The sequence below is a fragment of the Cyclobacterium lianum genome, from assembly GCF_900143075.1.
Classification (GTDB): domain Bacteria; phylum Bacteroidota; class Bacteroidia; order Cytophagales; family Cyclobacteriaceae; genus Cyclobacterium; species Cyclobacterium lianum.
Window position 1 is genome coordinate 170,808 of sequence record NZ_FRCY01000009.1, and the last position, 23,444, is coordinate 194,251.

Here is a 23,444-nt window from a genome sequence, read left to right on the forward strand (position 1 = left end):
TTACCCGCTGCATAAAATGACTCAGGTCAAAAGGTCTGCAATTAGGCGGGCATTTACTTCATGGAAATCTTTGATATACAGATTACACGGGGGCAATTCCTCTTTGGTATGAGAAGAAAGCACGCCGATAACCTGCATGCCGGCGTTCCTGGCTGCGGAAACGCCACTGTAGGAATCTTCAAAGACCAGGCAGTGTTCCGGCGATACCCCCAGATTGCTGGCAGAAGTGAGGTATACTTCCGGATCTGGCTTGTGCTTTTGGACATGTTCACTGGCCAGAATGGATTCCATTCTGGGTCCAAAGCCCAGGGCTCCCATGATCAGCTCCAGATTGGCCCCGGGAGCGGAGGTAGCGACACCGGTACGGAAGCCGTTTGCTTTCAGCTCATCGAGAAAGGGCAGAAAGCCTGGAATGGTTTCCACTTTTGATGCATATATTTCCCTGAACAGTCCTTCTTTTTCGTTTTCGAGGGCTGCGAATTCCTCGCCTACGAACTCCCTGCCTAAAAAATGGCTGAAGATGTATTTGTTGCTCTTGCCATACATGTGTTGGGCAAACTCTTCCTCTGTAGGGTTTAACCCTCGTTTGCCAAAAAACACCCGGAATGCTTCGGAGTGATAGGGATTGGTATGGCAGATCACTCCATCCATATCAAAGATGACAGCCTGTTTTTTCATTCGTTTTCTGCAGGTTTTTCAAATGCCAGAATGGTTTTTTCTATGATATCGCAGCAGCTGTGCAATTCTTCCATAGTCATGACCAGGGGAGGAGCAAAGCGGATGATATTGCCATGGGTCGGTTTGGCCAGCAGCCCATTGTCTTTCAATGCCAGACAAATATCCCAGGCAGTGCTGCTTTCCGGGCTATCATTGATCACGATGGCGTTCAGCAAGCCACGGCCGCGCACTAGCTTCACCAGCGGCGATTTTTCAGCCAGCAATTGCATGCGCTCCCGGAAAGTCTTGCCCAGCGCCCTGGCATTTTGGGCCAACCTTTCGTCTCTTACCACTTCCAGTGCAGTCATGGCAATTTTGGCCCCCAGCGGATTGCCGCCAAAGGTGGAGCCATGTTGGCCCGGGTGGATGACTTCCATAATGGTCTCATTGGCCAAAACTGCTGAGACCGGAAAGAAGCCTCCGGAAAGGGCTTTGCCCAGAATCAGGATATCCGGTTCCACGTAGCTTTCCTGCTTTTCACAGTGCCCCTCGCAACGGCATTCCCCGCAAACAGCGAGCAATGAGCCTGTCCGGCCTATACCCGTTTGTATTTCATCTGCCAGCAGCAAGGTATTGTGCTCCTGACATAGTTTTTTGGCTTCCCTGATGTAGGCCGCGTCAGGGGTATTGACGCCCGCTTCTCCCTGTATGGGTTCGATGAGAAAACCCACGATATCGGGATTATTGGTCAAAGCAGCTTTGAGGGCTGTGAGGTCATTGTAGGGTATGCGAATAAATCCAGGGGTGTAAGGCCCAAAATTCCTTCTGGCGTTTTCGTCGTTCGAAAAGGAAATCACCGTGGTGGTACGGCCGTGGAAGTTATCCTCTGCCACGACGATTTTTGCCTGTTGCCCGGGAACACCTTTTTTTTCATAGCCCCATTTCCTGGCAATTTTGATGGCGGTCTCTACAGCTTCCACACCGGTGTTCATAGGCAGGACCTTATCAAATCCAAAGTAATCGGTAATGTATTTTTCGTAGGGACCCAGCACGTCATTGTAAAACGCCCTGGAAGTAAGGGTAAGGGTACCCGCCTGTTCGATCAGGGCCTCTTTTATCCTTGGATGGCAGTGGCCCTGGTTGACAGCCGAATAGGCAGAAAGGAAATCAAAGTATTTTTTTCCTTCCACATCCCAGAGGTAAACGCCCTCCCCCCTGCTGAGGACTACGGGTAGGGGGTGGTAGTTGTGCGCGCCGTATTTGCTTTCCAGTTGTATGGCTTCCTGGCTTGAACTGATCTCCTGCATCATGGATCTCTTTATTATAATCTGTGGTGATGAATTTGAGCAACCCTTGGCTCCAAAGGGCAAATATAAGAAAAGGAGGTTGTAATCATGCCCGAAAACCAAAAAGTTGGCCAGCAGGGATTTGTTAAATATTTATAGGGGCTGCTTTTGTTATTTAATGAATTCTTCCGATATTTGCAAACCCAATTGAAAAAAGTCTATCATTACTGTATACATATATCATGGCAAAAATTTGTGACATCACCGGAAAAAGGCCCCAGGTAGGCAACAACGTATCTCACGCCAACAATAAAACAAAGCGTAGATTTTACCCCAACCTGCACAAGAAAAGCTTTTACATTCCTGAAGAAGATGCCTGGATTACTTTGAAAGTTTCCTCCTCAGCTCTGAGGACCATCAATAAAAAAGGAATCAGCGCCGTACTGAAAGATGCGCAGAAAAAAGGGGACATCGTTATCAAATAATAAGATTTACCTCAACACCACTATAAAAAATTACAAAACGAAATGGCTAAGAAAGGTAACAGAGTTCAGGTGATCCTGGAATGTACGGAGCACAAGCAAAGCGGAAAGGCCGGTACTTCGCGCTACATCACCACCAAGAACCGAAAAAACACTACCGAGCGCTTGGAATTGAAAAAATTCAATCCCATATTGAAGAAAGTGACCGTACATAAGGAAATCAAATAAGAAATTTACCCCTAGGGGTCAAAACAAATAAGTTATGGCTAAGAAAGTAGTTGCAACACTGAAAAAAGAAGGGGGCGTATCCTATGCCAAAGTGATCAAAGCCGTCCGCTCAGAAAAGACGGGAGCCTATACCTTCAAAGAGGAAATGGTGCCCAGTCCTATGGTACAGGAGACCCTTAAAAAATAAGGAATTATCCCCATCATAAAGCATTTATACATCCCTTTCGGTTCTTATCGGAAGGGATTTTTGCGTATATTCGGGCCTTATAGTAAAACTTATGGGAGTATTTGGTTTTTTTTCCAGCGAGAAAAAAGAAAGTTTAGATAAAGGACTGGAGAAGTCCAGCAAAAATCTCTTTTCCAAATTAGGCAAAGCCATTGTAGGCAAGTCCAAAGTAGATGACGATATTCTGGATGAATTGGAAGAGATCCTGATCACTTCAGATGTGGGTGTGGATACGACCGTCAAAATTATCCGGCGCATTGAAGAGCGGGTAGAGCGGGAAAAATACATCAATACTTCAGAATTGGACGTACTATTGCGGGAGGAAGTTGCCGGACTGCTGGCGGATAACAATGCCCCGGAGCAGGGCGACTTTGACCTCCCAGAAGGCAAGAAGCCCTACGTCATCATGGTAGTGGGGGTAAACGGAGTAGGCAAGACCACCACCATCGGCAAACTTGCCCACCAGTTCAAGCAGGCTGGCAAATCAGTAGTCCTGGGGGCGGCCGATACCTTCCGGGCAGCTGCGGTGGACCAGCTCATCCTTTGGGGAGAGCGGGTGGATGTGCCGGTGATCTCCCATGGCATGAACACCGATCCTGCTTCGGTGGCCTTTGATACGGTAAAAAAGGCCGTAGACATGAAGGCCGATGTGGTGATTGTGGATACCGCAGGCAGGCTGCATACCAAGGTCAACCTGATGAACGAGCTGACCAAGATCAAACGGGTGATGCAGAAATTTATTCCCGAGGCACCTCATGAAATCTTGCTGGTATTGGATGGGTCTACAGGACAGAATGCCTTTATACAAGCCAAAGAATTTACCAAAGCCACCGAGATCAGCGCCCTGGCCATTACCAAGCTGGACGGAACGGCCAAAGGAGGCGTGGTCATCGGCATTTCGGATCAGTTCAAGATCCCGGTTAAGTATATCGGAGTAGGAGAGAAGATGACTGATTTGCAGGTATTTGACAGGCGGGAATTTGTGGATTCCTTATTTAAGAAGAAGTAAAGCAAGGGGAGCGAAAAAAACCTTCGAGGTCTCAAAGACCTCAAAGGTTATACCTATCCCTTTTATCATAAAGCAGCCCGGCTTCCTGAAGCGCTTGGTAAACCCCGACTTTTTCCTGATTATCCTCAAGTACAAAGGAGCGGATAAGCTTCTGATGTAATCCGGTAGCCCTCAATTTTCCCAGTGCGTGCCCATCCCGGAGAAGCATCAGACTGGAATGGGAGTAGAACTCGGCCAATACATCGTAACAATACCGGGATAGCAGTTTGTCATGGACAGCACCAACGATCAGCACCTTGCCTTCAAACTGCCTGCCTTTGTCGTAATCCACTCCATGCACCGAAAAAGGAGCTTTCTCCAATTCCTTCCAGATGGGGAGACTTTCCTGTTTCATCCATGCTGCCAAAATGGAAGGAGGCTGATCATTCAGCCTGTTTGCCAGTAAATCATAACTGTGCTCAAACAACCTTACTTTAAACCCTATATCTTCCTCACCATTTCCCCATAAGCCAGGCACCAAAAATCCCCAATGTAAAAAAGCATAAAATGGAACGTTATCGCCATCACTTGTTTCCGAACAAAGGCTTTCGGCATGTGCCTGCCATAAATAGGCGATCCAAAGCCGGTTGGCCTGCGCTTCCGGGCAGGGGGCCGGGTCCCGGAAGTTCAGGTTTTTTTGCAGGTCAAGAAGTAGGGGGTTAAAAGAAATCAGGGAACTAACTTTTTTTGGATACAGGCTGAGGTAATAATGCAGGTAGGCGGCAGCACCGGAAAAGCCCACCAAATGTACCGGCCGATCTCCGGGCAAGGCTTTTCGAACACTTTCCAGATCCCGGGCACGCTGGTCTACATTCAGTAGCTGGTAGGCTTTGAACCAGTCCGTTTGCCCGCTGGAATGGATGGTTGTCAGCAGGACTTTGGACTGATAGCGGCCTTTGATTTGCACCAGGTTAAATTCATCTGCCAGATCCCGGAGATCCATACTTTGCTGAAAATAGTTGTCCAGTGGATCCTCCAGAAGCAGGATGGTTTCTTTTTGTTCTTCGTAGGGTTGGAAAAGGGTATAGCTGATGGCTATTTGCTTGCCTCGGGGCTCCCGATGGTCCAGGGGTACGGATATAAACCTACTGGTACCAGAAGGCGACAGGATAAGGCATAAGAATGTGCTTAGTATTTGCAGAAAGGCCATCAATACTGCGTTAGATTTACGTTTACAATCGGAGGCATGCGGAATTTCTCGTTATACCCAGGAACGACAGGGGACCAATAGTTAAAAATAGCTTGTATAAAAAATCATTCCAATTATGAGTGTAGTTTGTGGTGTTAAATGATGTGAAATAGTTCCTTTTTTGTTAGTTAAACGAAGGTAAATCAAAAACAGCAATTCCAGGATCTTCATCATTGTGTTACCATTCAATTTGCCGGCCTGCTGATTTACGGCAATGGCCCGAATCCTTTTGTTCAGTTTTAATTTTCGTACAATAGTAACCAGTAAAATTTTTTGGATCTCGATTCGCCTACTCGTTGATTAGGCGGAAGAATTTTAAACCGAATCAAATGCCTATCAAAGAAATTCGCCTAAAATTCCCTTTAATTCCTCTTGCTCCGGAGCCGGAGCATTTGGATGGATGAGTTTGCCTTTGGGGTCAAAGAGCAGGTACCGGGGGATAAACGCGACATCCAATTGATCCAAAAAGCTTGATTCATCCAGGTTCAGGACAGTAAAAGATCTGTCTGGGAAGGCAATTTCATGTTTCCGAACCACCTGCTCCCAAAACTTATGGTTTTTATCTACAGAGAGATGAATGACCTCCAGGCCCCGGTCTTTGTTTAGTTCATGCAGGTTCCGCAAAGCAGGGAATGCTTTGATGCAGGGTATGCACCAGGCCGCCCAAAGGTCGACATACAGGTAATTGTCCCTTTTCTGATGCAGCAATTCTTCAAAAGACATCAGCCGGTTTCCGAGCCCCATCAATTCCATGTCCGGCCTTTCTTTTTTCAAGGTATTGATTCGGGCTTTTAAAAAATCAGCCTGGACTTTATTTTCCAACTGATTTCCATAGCTTTTCAGCCATTTATCCGCTTCCTGAAAAGATAGGCGGGGGAGGGATTCCTCAAGGAGTTTAAAACGCATACGCTTGCTGAATGGGCTTGGACCTGAACCCAAACTGTCCGGAAGAAGGAGCTCATTTCGATCTTTCGCTTTGATTTGTGCCAGTAAAAAATCCGAAAACTCATCAAAATAGATCGTCTGTAGGTATTCGGAACTGTCGGTAACAGATGCCGTAAAGTGATCTAAGGCTCCCCCTGGGTCATAAACCCCCTTCTCCGCAGAAAAAAAATGAAGGTGGTCCAATTCAAACCGGAGTTTTGCCTTATAAAAAGAAGCGGTTCTTTCAGCAATCAGACCTGTGTTCTTCAGGGAGTCCAGCCAGAATAGTTCTTTTTCCCCACTTTCTAGGGCCTTTTTTCTGCTTTTTATTCGTTCTTCACTGAGGTCAACCGGTGTTGGGGAGTCAAAATTTGCCTGCCAGAGGAAATGGAAATCCTGAAGTGGGGTATAGGTGGAATGGTACAATTCACGATTGCGAAGCAGTTCCAGGTTGTCATCGTATACAGATCGTTCGCTGTTTAGGGTTTTTAGCCATGGTCTTCGTTCGTCCAGGCTGATAAGTATACTGTCCCCTTTAGCCAGCAGGTAGTTGTATTCGGTCTGGCTGTTGTCAGTATACATCAGGTCTACAGCTTCTCTTTGGGTGTCGATGGATAATACCAAATTATTTTCATTTCCGGAGAAATCAATTGTTACTGGCATAGAGGCATCATCCAGGTATTTTAATGTGGCTTTTCGCTCCCTGAGAAAATCCCGAACCAGGCTATCTTTAAGTACCAGGACAATCTCTGCACTATTTTCCTGCTCGTCTTGATCCTTCACTTCCTGGTTTCTACCACAAGCGGAGAAAAACAGGACCAGCAGCACAATGAGTACCCATGGTATTGAATTAATCCTTCGCATTTCGTTCAAATTGTTCCAACAGCTTTCCATTTCTTTCCAGGCTATTGATGATCGCGCTATCCAATGGGTGGTTCTTTAGGAATTCGTTATCTTTCCAAAATCCTTCATCCAAGGGGAATTCGTTTGGTTCAATTTCCTGCTCTCTTTTGAGCAGATCTCTGGGCCTGATTTTTTTTAAATGATCTGTGTTCACCTTATCAAGCCAAAGGGTATGGATATCCATCTGGTGAACACCTACATCCCGGTTGATCAGCCTAAGTGACTTCAGCCGGATGATTTCCGGATAGTAGCGGCCATCCACTTCCCTGAACTTTACATAGACCTGGTGCTCCCCACTTCTATAGCCCAGTTGGTATTCGACAATTGCATGGTTTCGGCCATTTATTTTTAGGAAATTCCTGCCATCAGGGGGATCATCTGAGCCAAAGGCTATGTGGTAGATGGTATCCGTGCCGATAAACTCCATGCCCATAAATTGATGATAAACGGGCAATTCAGGGATCCCCATAAACCGGTATCCGTCCCTGCCAAAGTGGCTTTCAGGAACATAGGCTGTTCTGATGTAATTGGAGGGATAAGTCCCGATAATTGGATTCAAAGCCCCTACAGGTTCACCCATGGATTCGATCTGATTTCTAATCTTTGCTTTCATGGCTGAGATATAGGGGTCAACTTCGGCATGTTCCTCGCTCTGTCTCAGAGATTCCACTTTTATTTTAGCGCTCTGTACATCTTTTTCATATCCCAGGTCTTCCACTGTAACAACAGCTTCCACCAAATGGGTAAAGTCATCATAATTGGTGGAAACTTTGCGGTAAAGACCGGTTAGTTGGTGGCGTTTATTGGGATAATTTTGGGGAATATTGTCTATAGCTTTGGAAATCATTTCTTCCAGGGAGCTATCTTCAGGCTTTACGATGACTTCTTCCAGGCCAATGACTGCTTGCGCTAATCTGATGCTGTTTCCTGTCGATTTTAACCGGGCCAGGGGAACTTGTAGCCGTTGGTATCCGAGGTGGTTCACCACCAGGGTATCTTCCTTTAGTACCTCAGGAAATCGAAGGGAGAAGTGCCCGGAAGAATTGGAAAATCCATTAAATTCCGGATAGTTTTTTAAGAAAAAGTAGACATGGTCCAAAGGATTGTTTCCTTCATCTAGTACGCTGCCACTCAGTTGTCCGGTTGGTGAATTGGATTGGGAATACAAAGTACCGCAATTAATGCATATACAAGTTATTATTAAAACGTTCCGTATCATATAAAAAATTAATATTGAAATAAAGGGGACATAAATCTCCCCTTTTGAAACTTAATCACAATGGACATTGAGCTTAAATCCAACCAAAATTGGAACAACTTGACAAATCATATCCGGAATTGATAGCACTTTGATAGTAGTATTCACCACTCATTCAGTTGTTATTACAGTTTCCCTCTGCCCATCCGTAATTCCATCCAGTTTGAGAGCCCTGATTCATAGTATTGCAAGACCTCACTACAAATAAGCTGGTGCAATAATCTGAAGGATCAGTTCCCGATCCACCATAAATAGTGGCCAATTGATCTTTCCGAAGCACTTCATCTGATACCAGTTTTAATTTTCCTAAATTTAATTTTTTCATTTTTTCATTTTTTAAGTTATTATAAAATATATTTTCACCAATATAATAGTCTAAATCTGAAAAATTATGTGGATATTTTTATTTCCCGTGAACTGACTTGTTTTTCCCGTAAACTGGAAGTTTTATCCCGTAAATGAAATGATCGTGTTCTGTAATGTATAGGAACTGACCCAGTTGGGATAAATTTAAAGACGCAGATAGGAAGTTGGATGATGTGATGATTTGGTAATATGTTGATACGTTTTCAGATAGGAAATAGTTGGCATAGGATTTTTTGAAGGAAACCAGCTTTTCAAAATCATTATTTAAAGGGTATTCGGTCTACATTTGATGGGTCATCCGGATATGGCCAGCAGACAGCAAATTGCTTCCTGTCCCCCTGTATAATTTTGTAGGTAAGGCAAAGCTCCCTGCAAAAAGTAATCATTGTTTTCCGGTCAAGTTCTCGATCCATATCATCAAAGACAAATACACTTTTTATACCTTTAAATAATTCCAGGTGATTTAAAATCCCTTGCCTTAATGCCCCGGGAGGCCCGTCGACCAAAATCAGGTCAAAATTTATACGGGATAAAACAGATTTGACTTCTTCTGGCGAATACCATTCCCCTTCTATAGGGGCCAGCATACATTCATGCTCCTGCGATAATGAAATACAATACCGGGTATCGTGCTCAATGCTGGTCACCTGATAATTTCGTAGCAAGGCTTCGGTTCCCTTTCCTGTACCGAATAACGGATACCAGTGGTAAGGTATTGGTAATTCTTTTCATTAGTATTTTTTATAAAAGCCTTTCCCCATAAAGGCAGATAAAAGAAATTAAACCGGGTATAGCGATGAAATTCAAGATCGTTACGCTTAACTATACCTCCTCCCTTAACCCCTCCAGAAATAAAATTTCCACTTCGGTTATTCTAATTAAATGATATACACAACCCTAATTATTGCTGCTACACGTTTGAGCATGGAGGCTTTACGTAAACATATTTTTTCTGATAGATCCTCAAATAAGCAGGAAATTAGATTAATGCGTATCCCTGATGCCATTGTCCGGGAAATCAGGTTGACGAAATTCTTTTTTTAGGGCAGCCCATTTGGATTTGGCTACCTTCAGTCGTACATTGTTTTCCATTACTATTTCCCTTTCCTTTGGCGGAATTGACTGGATTAAATTAACATTGGCCAGACAATTCCGGTTTATTTTGAAAAATGTCTCCGGCAATTTTTTTTCCACCTTTTTTAGCGAGGAGCAGCAGGAATGGCTGCTTCCATCCAGACAAAAGACGGTGAGCAGGTAATCGTTTACCTCAATATGCGTGACCATATCAAGGCCAATTTTAAGGATTTTATGATTGCACCTGAGGATTAAAGAATGGCTCTCCATAAAAATAAATTTAGTAGTGTAACTAGGTCGATAAGATAAAAAAAAAGGATTGTATTCAAATTGATTTGAATTATTTTTTGATTGGATTTACATTTATATTTAAAATTTACATCAATAAAATTATAATTTTCTTTTTTTATATAAATTTTAATGGGTTTTTTTACGCATTTAATTTAACTATTTGTTAAAAGTATAAGATTTAAAGTAGTTTTGCATAAACTTTTCTAATTGCCTGCCAAAAAGGGAAGTTGTCAAACTTACTGCGGATGAATGCCCTGCCCTTTGGTTTATGGTAATTTGTATTTTCGGATGGATCATCAAGTGAACCTCTAAGGATAGAAATGTAAGCGGTACCTTCAAATTGAGTATAAGTTCCACTTTTTCAGCTTGCGCATTCGGGGATTGTTATGCAGGTTTTAATCAACCGTCAGTTTTACAGGATGGTACAGTTTGTTTTTCAATCTTCCTGCCTCCGCAAAAACCGGTCTCCAACGCATGGTGCCGTCGGAGAGTATGCCTCTATGGTTGGGGCTGTTGTCCATGTAGAACCGGTTTTCAAAGCCCTCGGGCACAAATTCCCCCTTGCCTCCAAAGTCATGGATAGAAAGTCCGCTTTCGTAGAGCAGGGTAGGGATCAGTACCTCATGGTGCCCACACCATTTGCTGAGGAGTACTTTGTGGAGTAATTCCAGGGCTTGACGCGAAATGCGGTAGATGGGGTTAAAGGAGCGGATCCGTTGCTCTAGTGGGATAACGGTATAGGGATGGGCCAGGGCAGGCCACCAGGGCCATTCCGGCTCCTCCTTGTAGCGGCGGATATGACTGCTGATAAAATCAGTGTCCAGGGAGGAAAAAGCTTCAAAAAAGGCTCTCCAATCTCCGGAGAACGCCACATCGTCCTCAATGCACCAATAGTAATCGTATTGTGGATGAGATAGATAAAAATTCAGCAAGGGGAAATGGTTGCTGCCCGGAACCAGAGTAAAGCCAAGGGGGAAATAATTCAGGGAACTCAAGACCTCATCCGTAAATGTAAAAGCATCAAGCCCTGAAGCATTAACACCAGGCTTCCCTTTATCCAGATGGTAAAGCAATACCGTATCTCCTATATCCCGGGTTGCTTCAAATATTTCCCGGTATTTTTGAATCAAAGGGAGGGAAGTTTTATTGGATAGTATTAAAAAGGATTGACTATTTTTTATCTGACATAATTCAACAGTTCATAATTATAGATTTGTATACATAATTGGATGATAGGAAGAAAGAGAATTTTCGGAATCAAAACCTATGCTTCTCATAGCTTTAGCAAGCTGTTGTGTTCCGGTCCTGGGTAGTCCTATGCCAAATATTTTTCTTCTCATTATAACCATATCTTAAAATCCCGTAATGATAATAGCATTATCTCCAGCTTTCGATCTCCCTTTTCAACTCCTTTTTCGACATCACCAGAGACTTTTGCAACTCCGCCATTTTTTTATGATTTTGACTGGAACTGTGGAAGGCACTGTTGAGTCCCCGTTCGTGGGAAAGATGAAATAAGGGGCCGGGTACATGTTGGTGCCGGTACCCCAATATCTTCCAGCGGTTTGCCCGGTCTCCATCTTCTCTGCCCCAGCCGTAGAATCTCTCGTTTTCCATCCCCGCATCTACATAGGCCTGCCTATGGGCAAAGAATACCCCACCCACCGGATTGGGGGTATACAGTGCTTTCATTTTGCCCTGCTGCTTTTCCAATAGACCGATGTCCCCTGATTGGATATAAAGATCCCGCAAAATGTCAGAAGTGTCCAAAAACCGGTCCTGAAATGGGGTCACAAAATCGGCCTTTTCCTCCCTTAGCCTTTTCATGGGTGCTTCTATTTGGCTTGAGGGAATGATGACATCCGTATCCCAGAGGCTTATATAGGTAGTTTCACAGGTAGCTGCCAGGGTATTGATGTATTTCGTCCGGTGAAAGACAGCATCAAGGTCTTCCACAAACCGGTAATCCACCTCCCTGGGTAGCAATTGTTGTAATATTCCGGTATTGCGCCGGGAGGCTTCCAGAATTTTTATCCTGGTATGAAAACTTCCCAGGAGGAAATCCAGGATGACAAGGGTATTTTCTAGCCGGTCTACCGTATCTATCCGTAAAGGGATGATAAAGGTGACATCTCTAAGATCTGATTTTTCCATATGCTGCAAAAATTTATTTTTCCATTTCACCCGGGCTATCTTTTAGAATTTCCAGTAAGAGCATTCCTATTCCGGACAGACCTGTGGCCCATCCTGTATTTTTCTTCATTTCCTGATAATGGCTCTCCTCCAGCCAATACACCGATTTACTTATTTTCCGGATTAACGCTTCCCTGGCAAATAGCAGCTCTGAAGTTCCGGTAGCGGCTGACAATTTTCTGCTGATAAATGCCAGACCCGTGATACCATCCTGTGCCAGGATATTCAGGCTTTTGCATTCTTCTTCAATGATCCTGGTCAGGGAGATACTTTTCCTCAGGAGATCTGCATGGTCTTGCAAAACAGTCAGGGGTAATTGTTTGATCATGCTTTCCAGTCCCAACAAAAGGAACACTCTATTGCTATGCAATCTTGGATACAGGGAGGTGATGATTGGGGTAAGGTAGTCCAGTATACGGTCAATTTTATGGGAACTGACCTGTAGTTGTTTCGACTTGGCCAGGAGGATCAATAGTAGAGGAAGATCCCAAAACAGGGTAAACAAATCCGGTTCCCTTTGCTGAAAATTCTCCTCCTCTACCAGTTGTCCGATCCGGTTGATGATTTCGGACACCACCCGGGTGTGGATATAATGGTTTACGGGATCATGTGATAGTTCCAGCCTACAGGTGTAGTAAACCCAATACCCCAGCAAACCCTGCCTGATATCTACGGGCAATGTTTCTTTGTTTGCATTCCAGTAGCGGTAGATGCGGTCGTCCACATCCTCCAGAATTTCATCCGGATCAGCAGCTACAAAATCATTTTTGATCAAATGGCACAGACCCCAGGCAATGCCCGCAAGCCCGTTTTCAAAATCAGCAGCAATGGAAATGTTTCCTGCTGCTTCATAAACTTCCCCTATACATTTTTCAGCCATGGTTTGATGTGCCGGGTCATTGGTCTCCCGGGCCAACATAAAATAATAAATACCCAGGCCCATTTTTCCCTGAAAGAGTCCGGGGGCTTCATTGGAGGGGGCATATTCGGCCAAAAGTCGGTTGATTGCTATGAGTTTGGACGGTAACTGTGTGCTACTTTCGGTTTGTTGGGTTTTCATTATCTTCCGGTTTAATTGGCCATGATTGATTTAAATTTAAAGAAAAGCCTTTCTGCCACACTCAGGTCCCGGGTAATGATCTCGGCGTTTCCCAAAAGTTCCTGCGTAAAGGGGATCCTGGTATTAAAAGAGGTTTGCGTACCTTCCGGAAGGGAGGCGTAAACCAGATAATTGAATTCATCATCCGGGGAGACAGCCACCCTGGTAACACGACCCGTCAGGGCACCATACTGCTGAAAAGGGAAATTGTCCAGCTTAATCAACACTTTGAGGCCCATAGCCACTTTTCCGGCATTCTGTGCCGGTATTTTCATGGCACCTACCAGTTCCTCCTTGTTTTCCGGAAGTACGGTAAACACCGGCTCGCCGGCATTTACCTGTTGATTGGCACTCCAGATTTTCTGAAAGCTGACCAGACCTCCGGTAGAAGATTTCATCAGGTAGGTATATTCCCAATCCCGCAGGGCACGCTGCAGCCCATGGTAGGACTGGATCAGGCTTTTCAGGGCGCGGGTCTCCTCTTCCTTTTTATTGATTTCCGTGATGCGCAGCGTTTGGTTTCCCACGGTCAGGGCCTCCTGCATTTGGGAAATGGCTATGGCCATGCTGTTGACCTGCTCCTGTATCTGCAGGTATTCCATTTCCCGGGCCTCAAAATCCTTGTCGGCAATTACCCCATCTTCATGCAGTGCCTTGTTGCGATCGTAGTCGAGCTGGACCAGTTCCATTCTACGTTCCAATAGCTCCTTTTGGGCGATCTGCCTTTCGATCCGGTTATTGATTTCCACCAATGCGGTACGGCTGCCGTCCAATTGTCCGATAAACGGTTGAAGTTCCAGAAGTAGCCGGTATTCCATGTAATTTCGTTCAAATTCCAGAAAGGCAGGTTCCACTTCTCCCAGTACCAGGCTGGTAAGTGAATCCATGGCGAAGGCATAGCCATTTTCCTTTCCAAAGACCGCCTTTTCCATTTGCGCTTTCAGGATCAGGATATCCTCCAGGTTTGCGGTGCTTTTGATCCCGGCAAGTGGCTGGCCGGAGGAGACAAGTTCTCCATTTTCCACAAAGAGCTTTTCTATCTGACCGGAAGTACGGGCCAGCACCCGCTCCGTCGGCTCCCGGGTGGTCACCAGCACCTTTGCCTGCACAAAATCCGGGTACCTTATCAGAAAAGAGAGCGTGATGATCAGACAGGTCATAACAAATACCAGGGTGATGCCCCAGCGGATCAGCCAGGCCGGCGGCCTGGTGATGATCTCCTGTACTTCTTCGGACCGGAGATGAAGGTTATTGGTAGGCTGATCCGGCATGGTTAGTTTGTATTTATTTTTTCCAGCTCCAATTGATTTTTCACCAAATCAAAATAGGCTCCCTGTGCATACAGCAGTTGGTCATGGGACCCCAGTTCCACTATTTTTCCCTGATCGATAACGATGATCTGATCCGCATTTTTTACCGTACTCAGGCGATGGGCAATGACCACTACAGTCTTGCCTTTCATAAAATGCTGCAGGTTTTCCATCACGATGCGTTCGTTTCGGGCATCGAGTGCCGAGGTGGCCTCGTCAAAAAAGAGAATTTCAGGATCCTTATACACCGCCCGGGCGATAAAAAGCCGCTGCTTTTGACCGGTGCTGATCCCGGCTCCCTCATTGCCGATTTTGGTATTGAAGCCAAGCGGCAGGGATTGGATGTAATCGTAGATATTGGCGATCCGGGCGGCTTTGATCAACAGCTCCTGGTCGATGCGGTCCTGACCCACAGCAATATTGGCCGCTATGGTATCGTTAAACACGTAGCCTTCCTGCATCACCACCCCACAATGATCCCTCCAGCTTCTGGCAGCAATGATGCTAAGGTCATGCTGGCCATAGAGGATTTCTCCTTTGGTGGGTTCGTAAAACTTGAGCAATAACTTCATCAGGGTGGTCTTTCCGCTTCCGCTGGCACCTACCACCGCCGTAACTTTCTGTGGAGGTATGATCAGGTTGAGCCCTTCCAGAACGGGCTCATCGGCTCCTATATACCGAAAGGACAGGTTTCTTAGAGTCAACTCCTTAGCTACCTTGATTTTCCGGATATACTGCTTATCCCTGTTTTCCTCCTCTTCCTTGTCATGAATCTCGTTTAGCCGCTCCAGGCTGATGCTGGCATCCTGATAGGCCCGGATAAAACCGACTACCTGGGTGATGGGACTGTTTAGCTGCCCGATGATGTATTGGAGCGAAAGCATCATGCCCAGGGTAAGATTGCCTTCTATTACCAGCACGGCTGAGGTAAACGTGATGAGAATATTCTTCAGCTCATTGATCATGGAAGATCCTACGCCCTGGGTCTGTTCCAGGGAAAGGGTCTGAATGGACACATTGAACAGGCTGGCCTGTACAAATTCCCATCGCCATCGCTTTTGCTTTTCCGCATTGTGCATTTTGATTTCCTGCATGCCGTTGATCAGCTCGATCACCGTGCTCTGTTCCTGGCTCAACTGGGCAAAACGCTTATAGTCCAGCTCCCTCCTGCGCTTCATAAAATACAGTACCCAGAGGATGTAGAAAATGCTTCCGGCGAGAAAAATTAAAAAAATCGTGATGCTGTAGTAAACAAGTACCGCCCCGAAGACGAAGAAATTAAAAAAGGAAAATAAGGTGCTAAGGGTGGTTCCTGTCAACAGGTTTTCTATCCGGCGGTGGTCGCCGATGCGCTGCATGATATCCCCGGTCATCCGGGTATCGAAATAGGCGATGGGCAGGTTCATCAGCTTGATAAAAAAGTCGGATACCAGGGAGATATTGATCCGGGTACTCAGGTGAAGCAAAATCCAGCTCCGGAACACTTCTACACTGGTGCGGCCGATAAACAGCATTATCTGCGCCAATAGTACCAGGTAGATAAAACCGATATCCTGGTTTTGAATGCCCACATCGACGATGCTCTGGGTCAGAAAGGGAAAAATAAGCTGTAAGAGACTGCCTACCAGCAGCCCGATACAAAGCTGAACCAAGAGGTTTTTGTAATTGAACAAATACCGGAACAGAAAGCGTAGCGATCGCTTGTCTTCCTCCTCCCATTTCATCCGTTTGAAGTCCGGGGTTACCTCCAGCAACAGGGTGACGCCTTCTTTGGTGGATTCATCGGCACCGTTTCCAATCCACCGGGCGATAAATTCCGCTTTGGACAGGCGGATCAGGCCATAGGCCGGATCGGAGAGGTAAACCTGGCCTTTTTTGATCCGGTACACCACCACAAAGTGCCTTTTATCCCAATGGGCGATCAGGGGAAGCTGTGCTTTTTTCAGGCGGTTAAAATCAAGCCTCGCTCCTATGGTCTTAAAGCCGATGGCCTCCGCCGCCTCGCTCAGTTTAAGCAGGTTGCTTCCGGAGCGGGTGGTTTCCGAATATTCCCGTATTTCCTGCAGGGAGATCAGTTTGCCGTAATGTTTGGCAATGATGCGCAGGCAGGTGGGGCCACAGTCCTTGGCATCAGGTTGTTTGTAGAAGGGGAAAGTGGTTTTCAAGGAATTATTTTGAATTTAAATTAATGTTTTCAATTAGTCTGGTAGCCAATAACTCAATAGCAATTAAATGACTTGAACTATAAAATTAAATTTTATAAACCTAGAAGGAATTTAATTTCAGTGATTAACCTGAAAGGAAAAATTGCTAGATTTTTTCTATAAACAGAAATCTGTAATGGATAGAGGATCAGTTCAAAATAAGTTATTTATCGAGTATCTAATTCCATTAAATATTATCAGAAATCAAACTAACCATCGGGCGGAATAAGGATCATATTTACATGATTCAGGCTTTGAATAAATATCTCCATTAAGCACTGCATGTACGCGGCAATCAGAACAAATATATCTAAACTCGCAATCCTTACAGACATGAATGTCATCCTTTTTGACATACCAAAGCCGTTTAAATTTAGACGATGGAATTATCTCGCCCAAAAATTTATGATGAATATTACCGAAAATATTACTCATTGAAGGACAGTTTTTTACTTCACCAGATGAGCTAATAAAGACTTTTTTATTCAGACAGTTGTTATAGCTTTTAGATTCAAGATAGTGAGGAAGATTAAGAACAAAACTGTCCATAGTAATGTCCGGACAATGACCTTTAGGATCAAACACTTTTGAAAATCTTCTAATAATTCCAATTACTTTTTTATAATTATCATCTAATGACACTTTTATTACCTCTTCCTGATCAGATTCAAAAATACAAATAGGAGATAGCCTCAAATGACTGTGAAATAAACGCTTAAGTTCAACATTAGTTACGTCAATTTTCTTGGAGAGAATTATATCAATATGTGTAATGATTTTATGATTTAATAGATTCAATATTTCAACGATACCTAAAAATAAAACATCACTCAGAACTCGAACTAAAACAGCCCTACAACCTAATACTTCCAATTGGTCGATAGTTAACTTAAAGGTGTCTAAATCTCCATCAAAATCAATAATGGCGTTATCTATGATAGAAGGCTGATCAAACTCAATATTCAACTCTGGAAAGTATTTTAAAAGATTTGGATTATTAATTCTAAAAACACTTTTGTTTTTAACCATTAAATCAATATAACCCTCTATTGCTTCTCGATTCTCTTCACCATATCTTTCAAGTAAATTTGATATATTAAGTAATCGATACTCTTTTAGGAGATTATACATGTCATTAGGAATGAAATAATAAGAACCAGACTGCAAATCGCAAATAGTAGACCTCTTGGCTCCTTTTACGGGAATACAATGAGCATATAGGATGAAAGTATTTTCCATTAGTACTTACATATTGGCTTATAATACCCAACTATAGAAGTGTAATTGGATTTTGTAGAATTGACAAAAACTCGTTTTCCTGGTATAGCAACCTCATTTTCCTTAAAAGTTATTTTAGACAATACTGGAACAATTGATTTAATCTTTTTCATTTTATATAATTTTGGCAATTTCTCTATCTAAATTATAGTTACAATTATAAAGCATGCTGTATTGACCAACAGGATTAATCTCAAGGAAGATAAAATCAGAACTGCTTGTAAGGCATAAGTCGACAGAACCTGTTTCTATTCGAAGTTTTTCAAAAATTCGAATCAATTTTGACTTCACGAGGTCAGGTAGTTCAAAAGTAGTAGTAATTAATCTTCCATTAAGGCTATAGTTTCGAAAGTCAACTTTAGTTTCCTCATTTTCTTGAGAAAATATAGCCATAGAATAAAAATTTGTTTTAAGATAAAAGGTTCTAATCTCAACTACTTTTTCCACTTCTTCTTGAAAAAAGGTAGGGTAAAATACATTCTCAAAAGTATTTATATCTTCAACCTCAATCCTTGAAGTATAGGTTTTTAAAAAGCCGTTACCTACATCAATATTTAATCCTTCATAAAGTGGTTTTACAATAATTTTTTTATTATTTTCATAAAAGAATTTTCTTAGTGCTTCTTTTTTTGTAGTTATTATACTTTTAGGTATTTTTAATCCAATTTCGACTGCATACTTTAACACGTCCAATTTATTTAAACTGTTAATTGTTGTAACATTGGAACTATTATAAAACAATCTTTCGACAAACTGCTTAACAGTTTTTAATTCGTTAGTGATGAATACTGAAAACTGAGAGGAAACGTTGGGGATATTTAAGGCCACAAAGTTAAAACCTCCTCTTCTATAAAAAAAAGTGTCAGTCTCTAAATCAATACTATAGTGATGGTTAGAAATAGTTAATTCTAGCATTTGTTTCGAATCTGATAAGTGGATACAAAAGTCATCAATCGATCGATTCAGGTAAATTGGTGTAAATGGTTTGTTGAAATATCGTAACCAGTACATTATATTATGTATTGAAGTGTCAAATTCATTTGATAATAAATATAGCATTTATTTTAATTTATTTATTGTTATATTATTGTAATTCTTTAGAAATATATCATAGCCATCACTATCAATCAAACCTTTAATAAAACCATACTCAACTATAGGAAAAACTTCTTTTATAATTTCTGGATTTTTGCTATGGACAGCAACTAGCCAAATTGCGTTAAATGCATTAACACTGCTTATACAATTCATGTAGTCTGGTAATTTTTTAATTAATGGTATTGTAATTTTCGATGTTATGCTATCTGTTTCGATCATTTTTAATACATACCTATTCATTTTTATTTTATTTCTACTTTTTCTATAATGCTCAATACTATCTCGATAGAATTGGTCAATATAATAAATACTATTTAAAAGTTTTTCAATTGAATTGCAATTTTCATCTTCATAAAATTGTTTATTTAGCACAAATAGAGAGTCAAAAAGTTTATCTTTCTTAGAATCAATATTCTTTCCTAACGGGATAAATGATGGTAGATTTGAAACTCTCTTTTCGGTAGAAAATGTGTCTGAATTATTTGTACAGGATAAAATATAAAAAGAAATATATATATAAAATTTTCGCATATTAATTATGTATTGTTAGAAATAGGATGAGTTAAAGGTTCATCCTATTTCTTTTTATTAAACAGAAATATTTTAATAATTTCTACTACCTGCTACCATTATTACACCATCCATACTCGAGTATAGGATCTTCTGTACACACATCACCTCCATAAGAATCACAGGAGTACCAGCAGTCACCATTAGCTCCTACATAAGTTTCGGAAGTGTTCGTAGTCCATCCTCCACCTAGAATACTGGACATCTGTTTTGTTGTTAATACCTCAGATTCGTCCAATCTTACTTTTTGAAGTTTAATTTTTTTCATTGCCATATGTTTTAAAGTTTAAATATTTACCTGGACAAATAAAGAGTACCCAGGAATATACCCATTCATCGCGATTGAATATTTTTATATACCTACTAATAGGTATTTATTTCCTTGATGTCTGCAATACTGTATTCCTCTGGTAATTGATTTCCGTTGATAAATATGGTTGGTGTATGGGTGATTCCTTCTTTATCACACCAGGTCTTCATGGCCAGTAGTTTTTCCTGCTGTTGGTTCACCTCTCCATTCATTGGGTAGCGATCGGCAAAGACCGTATAGTCCTTTTTTTCCGCAGCATACCAGATATCTAATGCTTCCTGCGTTACCTTAGGGTCCCCTTTGCTGTTTATGGCCAGCAAATGGCTGATGGTTTTTGCATGGAGATCGTCCGCACTATTATTGGGAAAAAATATGATCTGTAAGTCAATGATTCCCTCCTCCACCAATCGCTCCAACTCCGGATGTGCCTCTGAACAGGGTCCACAGTAGGGATTGCACACCTTGATGACCTGATACCTGGGAGATTCGTTTTTTAGGAGAATGCCCAGGTCCCGGGTCGGGTTGTTTATCTTTTTCGACCGGGTTAGCAGGCTGTCAAAAATTACCGGATCGCTTTTTAATTTTTTCAGGTTCCTTTGGTACGTATAAAGCTTGTCTTTCGCATCGAGGATGGGTTTCAGGTATATCCAGCCCAGAAGGGAGGCGATAAAAAGAAAGGCAAAGGCAGCAAATGTCGGCAAGTCAATAGGATACTGATAGACCTGCTGTGCCCAGGCCAGTGCCATCTCCGGCACCAAGATACCTATCAGGACCAGGCATAGCCGGCACCATTTCTTTATACTGAAGGCCTGGTAATACAAGGAAATTACTACCACCGGAAGGATTGCCAGACTTAGCCAGGCAAATGTGGGCAGTACGCTAAGCGAAGATATTTGGGTTAACAGCAACAAGGAGCCGGCAAAGAAGTAAGCAAAAGCCAGGGATCCGGGGCTAATGGCCGCATCCGCAAACTTGAAAGCCGCACTGTCCAGTACCGTGTTGCAGTCCGTCTTGGCTCCCCCGGAGCAGAATTTTTGAACCAAGGGATTGTCTTTGTCGATCTCCCGCCATAAAATCAACCCCGAAACGCCCAATCCGATCAGCTTCAGCAGCAGTAAGCCTGCTGTGGCAATTCCGTATCCGGTTCCCATCAGTTCAGGCCATCCGAAACCTACTGCAATCAAAGCGAACAGAACCAGGCCTGCCATCAGGAAGGTCTGTATTTTTTCTTTTTGAAGACGTTCTTCAATTCCCGGTTCGGCTGCGTGCTCGCTTTTTTCTACTGCCAAAACCACCCCGGTCCATGAATTCAAAAATTCCTCCCGGCTTACTTTGAATGCTTTTCCCGTTTCATCATATCCGGAAAAACTATCTCCAGCAATATGGGAAAGGGTTTGGAAATATTCCTTTCCCTGTACCTTGACCTGCACGATACAGGGCATGGGGATCTGATCCAGCTTCTCTTTTCCGACCTTAAGGGGAAGCGTGCTGATACGGTACTTTTCCATCACATCCGAAAGGGTCAGCAAACTGGGGAATTGTGGATGGGAAAGGATTTCTTCTTTCAGGTAGTTTTTGGTAAATGGAATCTTCAGCAATTCAAGGATTTTACCGGAGCTGTGGAAACAATTATTCATGCGGTTCAAACAGTTTAATAGTATGTAGATTACCAGAAAAGCAGGAATCTATATATGTTTTTGCTCTTATTACTTCCCAATCTAATGGATAAAATTAAAAAATATAAGTGAATAATTGTATTTCCCGTGAACTGGCCTGTTTTTCCCGTGAACGGGCGGTTTTATCCCGTGAAGGAAATAACAAAGATCGGTAACAGCCTGAGGATTAAGGAATGCAAATTTCTGCTGGTCTGTAACCTTGGAATATTTTTGGTTTTGGAAAAGTCAGGAAGGCTGGAAAACAGGAATTGACCGGACTGCTAAAAATTTCAGCCTAAATTGTTTGCTTTTATATGTCGATCATGGAGAAAATTGGAAAAGGAATGGATCATCTCTTTTTTCGTGGCCTGAAAATCCAACCGTTCCGGTGTTCAATCAACCCTGCTGAATAGCTCTTCTAATGCTTTTTTGTAGGAATCTGCTCCAGAGTTATTCTTTGGCACCTCATATATCTTTAGTCCAAGCTCCCCGATGATAGAAACCCGGTAATCCAGTGGATTTCCAAAGAAGATGACTGGTATGCCCATGGCAATGCAGGGAAGGGCACAGTGGAGTCTGCTTGTCACCACCAGCGTTGCGTAGCGCTTATACAGGTACAACAGATTGGATTTGATCTCCCAGGTTGTTCAATCCCTGGTAGTCAAATCCTGCGTAGCGTATTTTCATAATCTTGATGGTTTTCCGATAATTAATTCCATATTGAAGTAACCAAAGATTATTAGCGGGTGGTTTCCGAATATTCCCGTATTTCCTGCAGAGAGATCAGTTTGCCGTAGTACTTGGCAATGATGCGTAGGCAGGTGGGGCCACAGTCTTTGGCATCTGGTTGTTTGTAAAAGGGGAATATGCGTTTCAAAAAAATATTTCTTTAGTTTCTAAATAATCTACTTTGAGTTGCTGATAACATTATTTAAACTTATTCTGATAAAGCCCATTTCATCGTCCAAGTTAATCAATAACCAAAGCTTCCCATCTTTGGTGAAATAATCATTATCAATGATTGACAATTCCTTTATTTCAAGTTCAGAAAGGAGATTAAATTCAGCGTCAAAAACAGTTAGAAAAACTTTTATTGAACTAGGCGTATGGTAAATAAAATTTTTTGTAAGGGTATGGTGGTTTTTCTACCATTCTTTTCATGAGGTTTTCAAAGATTCCCTCCTTCATCTTATGCCTGTTGAAGCGATAGGTATATTCATCAATATAGGGCTGAAGATGGATTACAGAATGGTGGATACCCCTCAGCCAGGCTTTGAATAGCATCACAGTTCTGTGTAGCTGTGGGAAGTTCTTTCCCTTCTTTTCTGATTTCTCCCTGACTAGCTTGGGAAATTCACTTTCAAGACCTCTATAGCCGCTCCAACGGTCAGTTCTCACCGCTGCACCGGGAGCTATATGGTCCATCATAAAACGCTTTAAATGCTTACGGGCAGCTGTATCGACTACACGTCCATAGATGCGGGAAACTCCCTTTCCTTTGCGCTCCACGGCCACCACCATGATCTGTTTCTTACCTTCATTGCGTCCCACAGCCTTTTCGTCCTGGCCACCCACATAGGTCTCGTCTACGTCCACTTTACCATCCATTGGGTGGTTTCCACTGCTTGACATCGCCCTCATCACCTTCTGCTTGAACAGCCAGCAGGTCTTCTGCCTAAGTTCCAGCTTCCTGCTAAGTTCAGGGCTGCTGATCCCACTTTTGCTGGTAGACACGTAGTAGACGATGTAAAACGCCTTCAAAAGGGGGAACTTGCACCGGTGGAACAGGGTCCCG

General features: G+C 43.0%; 23 protein-coding genes. 4 read left to right on the forward strand and 19 right to left on the reverse strand.

Annotated elements, in window-relative coordinates:
* Positions 1 to 21 precede the first annotated feature (21 nt).
* Positions 22 to 678: an HAD family hydrolase gene (locus tag BUB19_RS15455; protein WP_073095462.1), complete on the reverse strand. Its 657-nt coding sequence runs from the start codon at positions 676 to 678 to the stop codon at positions 22 to 24.
* The gene (gene rocD, locus BUB19_RS15460; RefSeq protein ID WP_073095463.1) at positions 675 to 1,967 is read right to left on the reverse strand and encodes an ornithine--oxo-acid transaminase; all 1,293 of its coding nucleotides are present in this window, start codon (positions 1,965 to 1,967) and stop codon (positions 675 to 677) included. The genes BUB19_RS15455 and rocD overlap by 4 nt, the downstream gene beginning before the upstream one ends.
* A 218-nt stretch (positions 1,968 to 2,185) precedes the next feature.
* Here rocD and rpmB point away from each other — a divergent pair, with 218 nt between their 5' ends.
* From rpmB to ftsY, 4 genes are all read left to right on the forward strand, one after another.
* Positions 2,186 to 2,428 (forward strand): 50S ribosomal protein L28, encoded by a 243-nt coding sequence (rpmB, locus tag BUB19_RS15465; RefSeq protein WP_073095464.1) that lies wholly within the window; start codon positions 2,186 to 2,188, stop codon positions 2,426 to 2,428.
* Positions 2,429 to 2,470: 42 nt separating this feature from the next.
* Positions 2,471 to 2,653, forward strand: coding sequence for a 50S ribosomal protein L33 (gene rpmG, locus BUB19_RS15470; protein WP_073095465.1), 183 nt, complete (start codon positions 2,471 to 2,473; stop codon positions 2,651 to 2,653).
* A 34-nt stretch (positions 2,654 to 2,687) separates the two neighbouring features.
* The gene (locus BUB19_RS15475) at positions 2,688 to 2,840 is read left to right on the forward strand and encodes a DUF4295 domain-containing protein (RefSeq protein WP_073095466.1); all 153 of its coding nucleotides are present in this window, start codon (positions 2,688 to 2,690) and stop codon (positions 2,838 to 2,840) included.
* 91 nt (positions 2,841 to 2,931) lie between these two features.
* Positions 2,932 to 3,888, forward strand: coding sequence for a signal recognition particle-docking protein FtsY (gene ftsY, locus BUB19_RS15480; protein ID WP_073095467.1), 957 nt, complete (start codon positions 2,932 to 2,934; stop codon positions 3,886 to 3,888).
* Between the two features lie 40 nt (positions 3,889 to 3,928).
* Here ftsY and BUB19_RS15485 read toward each other — a convergent pair whose 3' ends face one another.
* The 17 genes from BUB19_RS15485 to BUB19_RS15580 all read right to left on the reverse strand — a co-directional run.
* Entirely contained in the window at positions 3,929 to 5,077 is a 1,149-nt protein-coding gene (locus BUB19_RS15485; RefSeq protein WP_073095468.1) for an alpha/beta hydrolase, read from the reverse strand.
* 375 nt (positions 5,078 to 5,452) lie between these two features.
* Positions 5,453 to 6,904 carry a TlpA family protein disulfide reductase gene (locus BUB19_RS15490; protein ID WP_073095469.1) on the reverse strand — a complete coding sequence of 484 codons (1,452 nt, stop codon included), beginning with the start codon at positions 6,902 to 6,904 and terminating at the stop codon, positions 5,453 to 5,455.
* Positions 6,891 to 8,111 (reverse strand): peptidase associated/transthyretin-like domain-containing protein, encoded by a 1,221-nt coding sequence (locus BUB19_RS15495; protein ID WP_073095470.1) that lies wholly within the window; start codon positions 8,109 to 8,111, stop codon positions 6,891 to 6,893. The genes BUB19_RS15490 and BUB19_RS15495 overlap by 14 nt, the downstream gene beginning before the upstream one ends.
* 205 nt (positions 8,112 to 8,316) lie before the next feature.
* Positions 8,317 to 8,526, reverse strand: a complete 210-nt coding sequence (locus tag BUB19_RS15500) for a hypothetical protein (protein ID WP_073095471.1) — start codon at positions 8,524 to 8,526, stop codon at positions 8,317 to 8,319.
* Between the two features lie 1,025 nt (positions 8,527 to 9,551).
* Positions 9,552 to 9,911 carry a LytTR family DNA-binding domain-containing protein gene (locus BUB19_RS15510; RefSeq protein ID WP_073095473.1) on the reverse strand — a complete coding sequence of 120 codons (360 nt, stop codon included), beginning with the start codon at positions 9,909 to 9,911 and terminating at the stop codon, positions 9,552 to 9,554.
* A 416-nt stretch (positions 9,912 to 10,327) separates the two neighbouring features.
* A complete protein-coding gene (locus BUB19_RS15515; protein ID WP_084097352.1) occupies positions 10,328 to 11,062 on the reverse strand; it encodes a DUF3405 domain-containing protein in 735 nt (244 codons plus the stop codon).
* 247 nt (positions 11,063 to 11,309) lie between these two features.
* Positions 11,310 to 12,086, reverse strand: a complete 777-nt coding sequence (locus tag BUB19_RS15520; protein ID WP_073095475.1) for a galactosyltransferase-related protein — start codon at positions 12,084 to 12,086, stop codon at positions 11,310 to 11,312.
* Between the two features lie 13 nt (positions 12,087 to 12,099).
* Positions 12,100 to 13,185, reverse strand: a complete 1,086-nt coding sequence (locus BUB19_RS15525) for a glycoside hydrolase family protein (RefSeq protein ID WP_073095476.1) — start codon at positions 13,183 to 13,185, stop codon at positions 12,100 to 12,102.
* Positions 13,186 to 13,196: 11 nt separating this feature from the next.
* On the reverse strand, positions 13,197 to 14,495 hold the full coding sequence (locus tag BUB19_RS15530; protein ID WP_073095477.1) for an HlyD family secretion protein: 1,299 nt from the start codon (positions 14,493 to 14,495) through the stop codon (positions 13,197 to 13,199).
* A gap of 2 nt (positions 14,496 to 14,497) precedes the next feature.
* Positions 14,498 to 16,699 (reverse strand): peptidase domain-containing ABC transporter, encoded by a 2,202-nt coding sequence (locus BUB19_RS15535; protein ID WP_073095478.1) that lies wholly within the window; start codon positions 16,697 to 16,699, stop codon positions 14,498 to 14,500.
* 243 nt (positions 16,700 to 16,942) lie between these two features.
* The gene (gwsS, locus tag BUB19_RS15540) at positions 16,943 to 17,977 is read right to left on the reverse strand and encodes a grasp-with-spasm system SPASM domain peptide maturase (protein WP_073095479.1); all 1,035 of its coding nucleotides are present in this window, start codon (positions 17,975 to 17,977) and stop codon (positions 16,943 to 16,945) included.
* Between the two features lie 153 nt (positions 17,978 to 18,130).
* Positions 18,131 to 18,931, reverse strand: coding sequence for an ATP-grasp domain-containing protein (locus tag BUB19_RS15545; protein WP_073095480.1), 801 nt, complete (start codon positions 18,929 to 18,931; stop codon positions 18,131 to 18,133).
* A 144-nt stretch (positions 18,932 to 19,075) separates the two neighbouring features.
* Positions 19,076 to 19,645 carry a hypothetical protein gene (locus BUB19_RS15550; protein ID WP_073095481.1) on the reverse strand — a complete coding sequence of 190 codons (570 nt, stop codon included), beginning with the start codon at positions 19,643 to 19,645 and terminating at the stop codon, positions 19,076 to 19,078.
* Between the two features lie 402 nt (positions 19,646 to 20,047).
* Entirely contained in the window at positions 20,048 to 21,631 is a 1,584-nt protein-coding gene (locus tag BUB19_RS15560; protein WP_073095502.1) for a cysteine peptidase family C39 domain-containing protein, read from the reverse strand.
* 410 nt (positions 21,632 to 22,041) lie between these two features.
* A complete protein-coding gene (locus BUB19_RS23995; RefSeq protein ID WP_073095483.1) occupies positions 22,042 to 22,269 on the reverse strand; it encodes a polysaccharide pyruvyl transferase family protein in 228 nt (75 codons plus the stop codon).
* 119 nt (positions 22,270 to 22,388) lie between these two features.
* Positions 22,389 to 22,526, reverse strand: coding sequence for a cysteine peptidase family C39 domain-containing protein (locus tag BUB19_RS15570; protein WP_245802868.1), 138 nt, complete (start codon positions 22,524 to 22,526; stop codon positions 22,389 to 22,391).
* Positions 22,527 to 22,747: 221 nt separating this feature from the next.
* Positions 22,748 to 23,444, reverse strand: a 697-nt coding sequence (locus tag BUB19_RS15580) for an IS1595 family transposase (RefSeq protein WP_143156058.1), incomplete at its 5' end; no start/stop codon positions are given.

What these genes read in the sequence shown, in the direction of transcription:
- BUB19_RS15455 (WP_073095462.1), bottom strand. Translation starts at nt 678, where the DNA reads ATGAAAAAACAGGCTGTCATCTTTGATATGGATGGAGTGATCTGCCAT.
- rocD (WP_073095463.1), bottom strand. Translation starts at nt 1,967, where the DNA reads ATGATGCAGGAGATCAGTTCAAGCCAGGAAGCCATACAACTGGAAAGC.
- rpmB (WP_073095464.1), top strand. Translation starts at nt 2,186, where the DNA reads ATGGCAAAAATTTGTGACATCACCGGAAAAAGGCCCCAGGTAGGCAAC.
- rpmG (WP_073095465.1), top strand. Translation starts at nt 2,471, where the DNA reads ATGGCTAAGAAAGGTAACAGAGTTCAGGTGATCCTGGAATGTACGGAG.
- BUB19_RS15475 (WP_073095466.1), top strand. Translation starts at nt 2,688, where the DNA reads ATGGCTAAGAAAGTAGTTGCAACACTGAAAAAAGAAGGGGGCGTATCC.
- ftsY (WP_073095467.1), top strand. Translation starts at nt 2,932, where the DNA reads ATGGGAGTATTTGGTTTTTTTTCCAGCGAGAAAAAAGAAAGTTTAGAT.
- BUB19_RS15485 (WP_073095468.1), bottom strand. Translation starts at nt 5,077, where the DNA reads ATGGCCTTTCTGCAAATACTAAGCACATTCTTATGCCTTATCCTGTCG.
- BUB19_RS15490 (WP_073095469.1), bottom strand. Translation starts at nt 6,904, where the DNA reads ATGCGAAGGATTAATTCAATACCATGGGTACTCATTGTGCTGCTGGTC.
- BUB19_RS15500 (WP_073095471.1), bottom strand. Translation starts at nt 8,526, where the DNA reads ATGAAAAAATTAAATTTAGGAAAATTAAAACTGGTATCAGATGAAGTG.
- BUB19_RS15510 (WP_073095473.1), bottom strand. Translation starts at nt 9,911, where the DNA reads ATGGAGAGCCATTCTTTAATCCTCAGGTGCAATCATAAAATCCTTAAA.
- BUB19_RS15520 (WP_073095475.1), bottom strand. Translation starts at nt 12,086, where the DNA reads ATGGAAAAATCAGATCTTAGAGATGTCACCTTTATCATCCCTTTACGG.
- BUB19_RS15525 (WP_073095476.1), bottom strand. Translation starts at nt 13,185, where the DNA reads ATGAAAACCCAACAAACCGAAAGTAGCACACAGTTACCGTCCAAACTC.
- BUB19_RS15530 (WP_073095477.1), bottom strand. Translation starts at nt 14,495, where the DNA reads ATGCCGGATCAGCCTACCAATAACCTTCATCTCCGGTCCGAAGAAGTA.
- gwsS (WP_073095479.1), bottom strand. Translation starts at nt 17,977, where the DNA reads ATGGAAAATACTTTCATCCTATATGCTCATTGTATTCCCGTAAAAGGA.
- BUB19_RS15545 (WP_073095480.1), bottom strand. Translation starts at nt 18,931, where the DNA reads ATGCTAGAATTAACTATTTCTAACCATCACTATAGTATTGATTTAGAG.
- BUB19_RS15550 (WP_073095481.1), bottom strand. Translation starts at nt 19,645, where the DNA reads ATGCGAAAATTTTATATATATATTTCTTTTTATATTTTATCCTGTACA.
- BUB19_RS15560 (WP_073095502.1), bottom strand. Translation starts at nt 21,631, where the DNA reads ATGAATAATTGTTTCCACAGCTCCGGTAAAATCCTTGAATTGCTGAAG.